The organism is bacterium (assembly GCA_036524115.1).
In the GTDB taxonomy this organism is placed as follows: domain Bacteria; phylum JAUVQV01; class JAUVQV01; order JAUVQV01; family DATDCY01; genus DATDCY01.
The window spans coordinates 1-9,025 of record DATDCY010000265.1 but is presented as its reverse complement, the minus strand read 5'-3'; the positions used below and the strand labels follow the sequence as shown (position 1 = coordinate 9,025).

The 9,025-nt window shown below is 72.8% G+C and carries 10 protein-coding genes; 1 reads left to right on the top strand and 9 read right to left on the bottom strand.

The annotated features are described in order from the left end of the window. Positions 1-626, top strand: a 626-nt coding sequence (locus VI078_12800; GenBank protein ID HEY6000160.1) for a DUF1573 domain-containing protein, incomplete at its 5' end; no start/stop codon positions are given. Here the strand turns inward: VI078_12800 and truA are convergent. From truA to rpoN, 9 genes are all read right to left on the bottom strand, one after another. Beyond that, entirely contained in the window at positions 598-1,407 is an 810-nt protein-coding gene (gene truA, locus VI078_12795) for a tRNA pseudouridine(38-40) synthase TruA (protein HEY6000159.1), read from the bottom strand. The two genes, VI078_12800 and truA, sit on opposite strands and share 29 nt — an antisense overlap. 11 nt (positions 1,408-1,418) lie before the next feature. Then, positions 1,419-2,255 carry a site-2 protease family protein gene (locus tag VI078_12790; protein HEY6000158.1) on the bottom strand — a complete coding sequence of 279 codons (837 nt, stop codon included), beginning with the start codon at positions 2,253-2,255 and terminating at the stop codon, positions 1,419-1,421. 207 nt (positions 2,256-2,462) lie between these two features. Then, positions 2,463-4,244, bottom strand: coding sequence for a phosphoenolpyruvate--protein phosphotransferase (gene ptsP / locus VI078_12785; protein HEY6000157.1), 1,782 nt, complete (start codon positions 4,242-4,244; stop codon positions 2,463-2,465). Positions 4,245-4,492: 248 nt separating this feature from the next. Further along, positions 4,493-4,762 carry an HPr family phosphocarrier protein gene (locus VI078_12780; GenBank protein HEY6000156.1) on the bottom strand — a complete coding sequence of 90 codons (270 nt, stop codon included), beginning with the start codon at positions 4,760-4,762 and terminating at the stop codon, positions 4,493-4,495. Positions 4,763-4,787: 25 nt separating this feature from the next. After that, positions 4,788-5,222, bottom strand: a complete 435-nt coding sequence (locus VI078_12775; GenBank protein ID HEY6000155.1) for a PTS sugar transporter subunit IIA — start codon at positions 5,220-5,222, stop codon at positions 4,788-4,790. Positions 5,223-5,254: 32 nt separating this feature from the next. After that, the gene (gene rapZ, locus VI078_12770) at positions 5,255-6,193 is read right to left on the bottom strand and encodes an RNase adapter RapZ (GenBank protein ID HEY6000154.1); all 939 of its coding nucleotides are present in this window, start codon (positions 6,191-6,193) and stop codon (positions 5,255-5,257) included. After that, positions 6,190-7,149, bottom strand: a complete 960-nt coding sequence (gene hprK, locus VI078_12765; GenBank protein ID HEY6000153.1) for an HPr(Ser) kinase/phosphatase — start codon at positions 7,147-7,149, stop codon at positions 6,190-6,192. Before hprK ends, rapZ begins: the two co-directional genes overlap by 4 nt. Before the next feature lie 89 nt (positions 7,150-7,238). Next, positions 7,239-7,769: a ribosome-associated translation inhibitor RaiA gene (gene raiA, locus VI078_12760; protein ID HEY6000152.1), complete on the bottom strand. Its 531-nt coding sequence runs from the start codon at positions 7,767-7,769 to the stop codon at positions 7,239-7,241. 91 nt (positions 7,770-7,860) lie between these two features. Further along, the coding region (rpoN, locus tag VI078_12755; protein HEY6000151.1) for an RNA polymerase factor sigma-54 at positions 7,861-9,025 on the bottom strand (1,165 nt) is incomplete at its 5' end.

The following is a 9,025-nucleotide window of genomic DNA, read 5'->3' as shown; positions in this document are numbered from 1 at the left end:
AGAGCGAGACCTGCGATCTGGGCAGCATTGTCCAGGGCGAGCGGCCGCCGTGCGTCTTCGCGTTCACAAACAGAGGCGGCGCCGACCTCCGCCTGCTCGAGGTCCTGCCGACCTGCGGCTGCACCACCGCGCTCACCGGCCGGACCGTGCTGGGCCCCGGGGAGCGCGGCGAGCTGCGCGCGGTGTTCGACTCGTCGGAGTTCGCCGGCGAGGTCGTCAAGGAGATCGAGGTGCGCTCCAACGACCCGGCGCGTCCGAGCCTCACGCTGCGCATCCGCTCGCTCGTCGAGCCGGAGATCCAGTTCGAGCCGCCCGCGGTGACCTTCGACCCGCTGCGGCCGGGTCCGCCGCAGCGCCAGCTCGTGACGGTCACCAACCGCCGCGCGGAGCCGGTGCGCGTGCTCGGCGTGCGTGCCGAGCCCTCCTCCTACCGCTGCGTCGTCCCGGCCTGGACGGACCCGGCCCGCCCCCTGCAGCTGGAGTCGTGGGACCGCGCCGTCATCGAGGTCGAGGTGACGCCGCCGCCCGCGCTCGCGCTGCCCCTCGCCGGGGAGTGCACGCTGGAGATCGAGGGGCCGCGCAAGCGGCACTTCCGCCTCAAGCTCCTCTCGCTCCCCGTTCCGTGAGCGGGCGCTCGACTGCGAGGACGGGCGCGAGCGGGCGCACGAACTTCTCGCCCGCGTAGATCACCTCCTCGAGGAAGAGCCCCGACGGCGGTGCGGTGGCGCGCGCCGGGTACGGCGAGGGCGCGGCGAAGAATCCCGCAAAGTCGGCCGCCGTGATCTCCCCGCGGCCGACGCCGACGAGGCAGCCGACCAGGCGCCGGACCATCTTCCAGAGGAAGTGGGAGGCGCGCAGGCGCACGAGCAGCAGATCGCCGGCCTCGGTGATGGACAGCTCCCGCACGAGCACCTTCGTGGAGGCGTCCTTCTCGACGCGCTTGTCCGTGAACGTCGCGAAGTCCCGCATCCCGGCGACCCCGGCGCCGGCAGCGCGCATGGCGGCGACGTCCAGGTGGTCGCGCACCCACCACACGAGCGCCTTGCCGAACGCCGTCCGCCGCCGCGAGACCTGGTAGAGGTAGGAGCGCGCCACCGCGTCGTGGCGGGCGTGGAAGCCCGGGGACGCCGCGCGCGCCGCAAGCACGTTGATGTCCGCCGGCAGCAGGTCGTTGAGGCCGGCCGCAAGGCGCTCGACGGCGAGCGCCCGCGGCGCCTCCAGGTGCGCGACCTGGCCGAGGGCGTGGACCCCGGCGTCGGTGCGCCCCGAGCCCTGGACGTCCACCGGGCTGCCGAAGAGTTCCGCCCCTGCCCGCAGCAACTCGCCCTGCACCGTGCGCGCGTTGGCCTGGCCCTGCCACCCGTGGTAGCGCGTCCCCTGGTACTCGAGCGTCAGCCGGTAGCGCATGCGCGACCCGCCTACATGGGAAACGGCGCGGGCACGAACGTCACGACGAGCATCGCGGCCCCGACTGCGCCGAGCACCCGCTCCCGCGTCCCGAGCGGCGAGGCCTCGACGACCACCGGTGGGTGGCGCAGCCCCATGAGCAGCAGCATCCCGCCCCAGAGGAACCACCCCCACCAGAGAAAACCGAGCGGGGCGAGGGCGAGCACGACGGCGCGGGAGAGCGTCTCCTGCCGCCGCCCCGCGAGGGCGTAGAGCACGTGTCCGCCGTCGAGCTGCCCGACGGGCAGCAGGTTGATCGCGGTGACGAAAAAGCCGATCCAGGCGGCGAAGGCGATCGGGTGCAGCACGAGCGACGCCTCCCCGGGGAGCGGGCCGAGCACCACACGCTCGAGCAGGGAGAAGACGAGCGAGGCGCCGAGGCCGATCCCGGTCTCCGGGCGGCCCGACGCCGACACCGACGCCGCCGCGACGTGCGACAGCCCGAGGCCGGCGACGGCGAGCGGCAGCGCCACGAGGAACCCGGCGAGCGGTCCCGCCAGCCCGATCTCCAGCAGCGAGCGGCGGTCGGGGATCGGCGACTCGATCCGGATCACCGCGCCGAAGGTCCCGGCGAGCGTCGGCGCCGGCAGGAACAGCGGCAGCGTCGCCCGCACGCCGTGACGTCTCGACATCAGGAAGTGCGCGCCCTCGTGCGCGCCGAGGATCAGCAGCAGCGCGGCGGAGAACGGCGCCCCCTCGAGCAGCGCGGCGGGGTCGGCGAACGGGTCGGCGCCGGCCAGCATCGCGCCCGCCCCGAGCGTCGTCACGACCGTGGTCAGGAACAGCAGCGCCGGCACCCACTTTCGCATGATCGCCTGTTTAGCGGCTGCCCGGGAGCATCCCCGCAGAACCACCCACCCTTGTCGACTGGGTCGATCCCGTCGCGATTTTGCGTCCCGGGAAGGCGGCGGGGATGGGCGCGCGGAGGCGGTCTGGTGACCGCCGCACAAGCAGCCCTCCCCGCAACGCCCCCGGGGCGGAAAAGCGCCCGGGAGCGACCCGGTCGATGCACGGTCTCAGATCAGGCACACTTGCCTGCCGTCGTCGGTGATGTCGTCGGGGAAGCGCCGCCGCATCTCCTTCTTCACGAACTCCTCGACCTCCCAGGCGCTGCGCAGCTGGCCCGCGGCCGCGGCCAGCTCGCGGGCGTCGGCGAGGCGCGAGGCGCGCACGATCTTCTTGACGCGCGGCAGCGAGACGGCGTTCATGCTCAGCGAGTCGATCCCGAGGCCGATGAGCAGGAGCGTGTGGATCGGCTCGCCGGCCATCTCCCCGCACATCGCCACCGGGATGCCGTGGGCGTGCGCGGCGCGGACCACCTCGCGCACCAGCCGCAGCACCGCGGGGTGCAGGGGCCGGTAGAGGTAGGCGACGTGCTCGTTGACGCGGTCGATCGCCAGCGCGTACTGGATCAGGTCGTTGGTGCCAATCGAGAAGAAATCGGCCTCCCGCGCCAGCACGTCGGCGATCACCCCGGCGGCCGGCGTCTCGATCATCACCCCGACCTGCAGCTCCGGGTCGAACGGCACGCCCCGGCGCGCCAGGTCGGCCGTCACCTCCTCCAGGATCTCCCGCGCCTGCCGCAGCTCGGAGACCTCGGCCACCATCGGGAACATCACCCGCAGCGTGCCGTGCGCGCTCGCCCGCAGGATCCCGGCCAGCTGCGTCTTGAAGGCCGTGACCTCGCGCAGGCAGAAGCGGATCGCGCGCAGCCCGAGCGCCGGGTTCATCTCCTTGGCCAGCGGCACCTGCGAGAGGAACTTGTCGCCCCCGAGGTCGAAGGTGCGGATGGTCGCGGCCCGCGGCCGGATCTGCTCGAGCAGCCGCCGGTAGAGCCGGTAGTGCTCCTCCTCGGTCGGCATGTCGGTGCGGTTGAGGTAGATGAACTCGGTGCGGTAGAGCCCGATGCCCGCCGCGCCGTGCTCGAGCACCGAGGGGATCTCCTCGGGCAGCTCGATGTTCGCCTCCAGCCCGAGGCGGTAGCCGTCCAGCGTCTCCGCCGGCAGCTCGCGCAGCTTGTGCAGCTCGATGTCGTAGCGGTGGTAGCGCCGGCGCAGCGCCTCGTACTCGGCCACCGTGCCCGCGTCGGGGCGCACGTGCACCTGCCCGGTGTTGCCGTCGAGGATCAGCGGGTCGCCGTTGGCGACGCGCGCGGTGATGTCCTCGAGGCCGACGACGGCCGGGATCTCGAGCGAGCGGGCGACGATGGCGGTGTGCGAGGTCTTGCCGCCCATGTCGATGGCGAATCCCAGCACCCGCTCGCGCCGCATCTGCGCCGTGTCCGACGGCGCCAGATCGCGCGCCAGCACGATGACCCCCTCGGGGATCTCCGAGACCCGCTCGTGCGTGGCCCCCGCGAGGTTGCGCAGGACGCGCTCGCCGATGTCCTCCATGTCGCCGGCCTTCTCGCGCAGGTAGGCGTCCCCGATCCCCTCGAAGGCCGCGCGAAAGCGTGCGATCATCTGCTGGACCGCCCACTCCGCATTGACGCGGTCCTCGCGGATCAGCCGTGCGACGCCGTCGCCGAACATCCGGTCGCGCAGCATCAGCAGGTGCGCGTCCAGCAGGTAGACGTGCTGCGGCCCCAGATCGCGGGCGAGGCGGCGCCGGAAGGCGCGCAGCTGCGCGGCCGAGGCGGCCACGGCCGCGCGGAAGCGCCTGACCTCGGCGGCGGTCCCGCCGCCGGGGATCTCCCAGCGGTGCGCCGTGAAGTCCGTCTTCTCCAGCACGAAGGCCGGGCCGATCGCGATGCCCGGCGAGACGCCGATCCCGACGAGGCTCGTCCCGGGGCGTGTCATGCGCCCACCCCCATCCGCGCAAACGCGCGGATCGCAAGCGCGGGCTTGTGCGCCATGATCAGCTCAGGCCAAGACATGTCAACAGGTCCGCCTTGCTGGATCCGCGCACGCGCGCGGATCGTGGCCCACCCCCATCCGCGCAAACCCGCGGATCGCAAGCGCGGGCTTGTCAACGTCCGCCGTGATCAGCTCACTCCAAAGCATGTCGACAGGTCCTGCCTTGATGGATCCGCGCGCCGGCGCGGATCTCACTGCTCCTCGTGGAAGCGGTCGCACACGAGCGCCTCCACCGCCGCCAGCGCCTCGCGCTCGTCCGGCCCGTCCGCGGTCACCGTCACCGTGTGCCCCTTTGCCGCCGCCAGCAGCATGAGCCCCATGATGCTCTTGGCGTTCGCGCTGGCACCGGCGCGCTCGAGCGTGACCCTCGAGGCGAAGCCGCTGGCCACCTTCACCAGGTGGCTCGCCGCCCGGGCATGCAGCCCCAGCTTGTTGACGATGAGCAGCTCGCGGCTGATCACCGCGCCCCCATCCGGCCGCGCACGCTCACGGCCGCGCGCCCCCCTCCCCGCGGGGCTCCGGGCCGGCGAGGACCTCGCTCGCCACGATGATCGCCGCGCGCCCGGTCTTCTTGACCTGCGCCGCCGTCTCGGCCAGCCCCGCATCGCGGCGCGCCTGCACCGCCTTGAGCAGCATCGGCAGGCTCGCGCCCGAGACCACCTCGACCGGGGGGGTGCCCCCGAGCAGCGAGAGGCAGAGGTTCGAGGGCGTCCCGCCGAGCATGTCGGTCAGGACGAGGACGCCGTCGCCGTCATCGACTCCGGCGACGGCCGCCTGCAGGCGCTCGGCGGCGTCCTCGAGCCGGTCGGCGACCTGCAGCGAAAGCGCCGCCACCTGCGGCTGCCCGCCGGCGATCATCTCCATGGCGGCGATCAGGGCCTCGCCGAGGCCCCCGTGCGTGGCAAGCATCACTCCGACCATGACTCCTCCCCTGCGCGGGAAACCCGCATCGCTCACTCTCCCAGGATGTCGCGGTTGCGCACGGCGACGCGGAAGCCCCTCCCGGCGAGGAAGTCTGCCGCCTCCCGGGCGATGACCGGCGAGCGGTGCCGTCCGCCGGTGCAGCCGAACGCGATCGTCAGGTACGCCCGGCCGTCGACCCGGTACAGCGGCACCAGGAACGCCAGGAACGGCAGCAGCGCCCCGAGGAAGGCGCCGGCCTCGGGCCGGTCGAGCACGAACCGGCGCACGGGGTCGTCGAGGCCGCTCAGGTGCCGCAGCCCCTCCTCGAAGAACGGGTTCGGCAGGAAGCGCACGTCGAAGACGAGGTCCGCGTCGGCGGGCACGCCGTACTTGAAGCCGAAGGAGAGCACGCTGACCGCCAGATCCCGCGGCGGCCGCCGCTCGCGCGCGATCCCGACCATGCGCTCGCGCAGGTCGCGCACCCGCGTCTGCGACGTGTCGATGACCTCGTCCGCCAGCGCCCGCAGCGGCTCGAGCTCGCCGCGCTCGCGCCGGATCGCCTCGATGAGCGGCAGCTCCCCGCCGAGCGGGTGCACCCGCCGCGTCTCGCTGAAGCGGCGGACGAGGACGTTCTCGGAGGCCTCGAAGAAGAGCAGGCGGATCGGGATGCCGCGCGCGCGGGCCGCGCGGAAGACGCGGGGGAACTGGCGGACGAAGTGCCGCTCGCGGATGTCCATCCCGAGCACGACGAGACCCAGGTCGACCTTGCTGCCCCGCGCCAGCTCCAGCATGCGCGGCAGGAGTGCCACGGGGAGGTTGTCGACGCAGTAGGCCCCCTGGTCCTCGAGCGCCTTCACCGCGGCGCTCTTGCCCGAGCCCGAGAGCCCCGTGATCACCAGGAACGCCGGCCCGCCGCCCTGGCCCGGCCCGTCCCCGCGGGCCCGGCCCGCCCCTGCCGGCGCGGCGCGCTGCCGCCGCCCGCCGCTCACGACGCCCCCCCCGTGGTGCGCGAGAGCAGGCGCCGCTGCAACTCCCGGGCCGTGTGGTATCCCTGCCGCTTGAGCAGGTTGTTGCGCGCCGCCACCTCCAGGATCACCGCGATGTTCCGGCCGGGGCTGACCGGGACGCGCAGATGGGGCACCGCGATGCCGAGCAGCTTCCGGTAGCGCTCGTCCAGGCCGAGGCGGTCGTAGTCCGCGCCGGTCCGCCAGGGCTCGAGCTCGACGATGAGCTCGATCTCCGCGGCGGCGAGCACCGCGGCGACGCCGTAGAGTTCCTTGACGTCGATGATGCCGATCCCCCGGATCTCCATGTGGTAGCGGGCCAGGCCGGAGCCGCTCCCCATGAGCATCCGGTTCTCCCCCCGGTGCACGATCACCATGTCGTCGGCGATGAGCCGGTGGCCCCGCGTCACGAGCTCGAGCGCGCTCTCGCTCTTGCCGATGGAGCTGGGGCCGAGGATCAGCACGCCCACGCCGAAGATCTCGACGAGCACCCCGTGGACCGTGATCTCGGCGCCGAGCCGGTTGCGCAGGAAGTACCCGAGCCGCGACACCGCGGTCTCGAGCGACTCGCGGCTGACCAGCAGCGGCAGCGCCGCCTCCCGGGAGAGCAGGACGAGGCCGTCCGGGACCGGACGGCTGCGGGAGAGCACCAGCCCGGCGATCGGCTGGGTCTCGAGCGCGCGCAGGAAGCGGCGACGCTCGCGCCCCCCGCCGCGGCCGAGCCGCTCGGCGGCCCGCGTGCCCACCGCCGCCAGCCCCTCGCCCGCCGGCAGCAGCAGCGAGCCGTCCGCGGCGAAGCCGACGGCGAGCACGCGCGGGCTGCGGATCGGCCGCTCCAGCCCCTGGCTGCCGGAGTACAGCTCCAGGCCGAGGCGCGGCGTGCCGAGCAGCTCGCGGACCGTCAGGTAGGAGGCCGCGGGCGACACACGGCCCTGCGCCACCTCGCCTCCCGTCCCGCCAGCGGACGGCGGCCGACCAGTCCTCGCCTGCGCACCCACCGGAAGCGGCGACCCCCCTGGCCCCGGGCCCCCTACACCGGGGGCTGCACGAGCCCGTAGGTGCCGTCGCCGCGCTTGTAGAGCACGTTGACCTGGCCGTTCTTCGCGTTGTGGAAGACGAGGAACGACTCCGGGCGGGCCTGGAGATCCTCGACGGCCTCGTCGACCGTCAGGGGCTTGGGCGCGAAGGTCTCGGCCACGAAGACCCGCGGCGCAACAGCCGCCGCCTCCTCCTCGCCACCGGCGGCGGCGCCCGCCTCGCCGGCGTGCTTGTGGTCCTTGATCTTCTCCTTGAGCCGCTTGACCTGGATCTCGATCTTGTCGAGGACCTGGTCGATCGAGGCGTACATGTCGTGCGTCTCCTCCTTGGCCCGCAGCGTGGAGCCGTGGGCCTGGAGGATGACCTCCACGATGTGCCGGTACTTCTCGACGGCGATGGTGACGTGGACGGCGGTGATCTTCCCGAGGAGCTTGCAGGCCCGGCCGATCTTCTCGGTCACGTAGTCGCGGAGCGGTTCGGTGATCTCGATGTGCTTGCCGGTGATCGTGATGGGGTATTGCATGGTCGGTCACCTCCTTGGTCTGAACTTAGCACCCAGAAATGAAATGTTCAACGCCGCGCCGCAGGCCGTCCGGACGGGGTCGGATGCCCCCTCAGAAAAGCTTGCGGCGGCGGCTGGCGGGGGGGAGCCGGAGGATGGCGCGGTACTTCGCCACGGTGCGCCGGGCGATGTCCAGCCCGTGCTCGCGCGTGAGCAGGCGCACGATCTCCAGGTCGCTCAGCGGCCGCCGCGGGTCCTCTGCCGTGACGATGCGCTGGAGCAGCTCCTGCACCGAGACCGAGGACATCGACGCGGCGCCCCCGGCGCGCTCGATGCCGCTGCTGAAGAAGAACTTCAGCTCGAAGAGCCCCTGCGGCGTCTGCGCGTACTTGTTGCTCGTGACCCGGCTCACCGTCGACTCGTGCATCTGGATGTCCTCGGCCACGGTGCGCAGCACCAGGGGCCGCAGATGATCGATGCCGCGGTCCAGGAACTCGCGCTGGAACTTCACGATGCTGCGCGTCACCTTGAGGATCGTCTCCTGCCGCTGGAGGATGCTCTTGATGAGCCAGCGCGCCGAGTTGACCTTCTTCTCGATGAACTCCCGGTCGCCGCGCTCCAGCGTCCCGCTGCGGTACATGCGCCGGTAGAAGCTGTTGATGCGCAGCTGCGGCAGCCCCTCCTCGACCAGGCGGACCTCGTACCCGTCCCCCTCCTTGACGATCGTGATGTCCGGGACCACCACCGGCGAGTCGTCCCGGGCGAAGACCCGCCCCGGGTGCGGCTCGAGCTCCGCGATGGCCCGCGCCGCCGCCGCCACGGCCTCGACCGTGACGCGCTGCCCCGCCGCGATGCGCTTGTAGCGGCGCGCCTCCAGGTCGGGGAGGTGCTGGCGCACGATCCGGTCGGCGAGCGTGCCCGCCTGGCCGCGCTGCGCCAGTTGCAGCGCGAGGCACTCGGCGACGTCGCGGGCGCCGACCCCCGCGGGATCGAAGCCCTGCACGAGGCGCAGCACGGGCTCGACGGCCTCCGGGGGCACCGGCACCTGGGCCGCGATCTCGTCGATGCTCGCCTGGAGGTAGCCGTCGTCGTCGATGTTGCCGATGATCTCCAGCCCGATCGCCCGCTGCTCCTCGGTTTCCACCGCGACGTTGAGCTGCTGCTCGAGGTGATCGGCCAGCCGCTCGGCGATCGAGAGCGCGCTCTCGAACTCGGGCGCCTCCTCTGCCGGCCCGCGCGCCTCCCAGGACTCGTCGTAGCTCTCGAGATACCGCGTC

Excerpts from the sequence above, each read along its gene's own strand:
- raiA (HEY6000152.1), bottom strand. The coding sequence starts at position 7,769 with ATGCAATACCCCATCACGATCACCGGCAAGCACATCGAGATCACCGAA.
- ptsP (HEY6000157.1), bottom strand. The coding sequence starts at position 4,244 with ATGACACGCCCCGGGACGAGCCTCGTCGGGATCGGCGTCTCGCCGGGC.
- truA (HEY6000159.1), bottom strand. The coding sequence starts at position 1,407 with ATGCGCTACCGGCTGACGCTCGAGTACCAGGGGACGCGCTACCACGGG.
- VI078_12790 (HEY6000158.1), bottom strand. The coding sequence starts at position 2,255 with ATGCGAAAGTGGGTGCCGGCGCTGCTGTTCCTGACCACGGTCGTGACG.
- VI078_12775 (HEY6000155.1), bottom strand. The coding sequence starts at position 5,222 with ATGGTCGGAGTGATGCTTGCCACGCACGGGGGCCTCGGCGAGGCCCTG.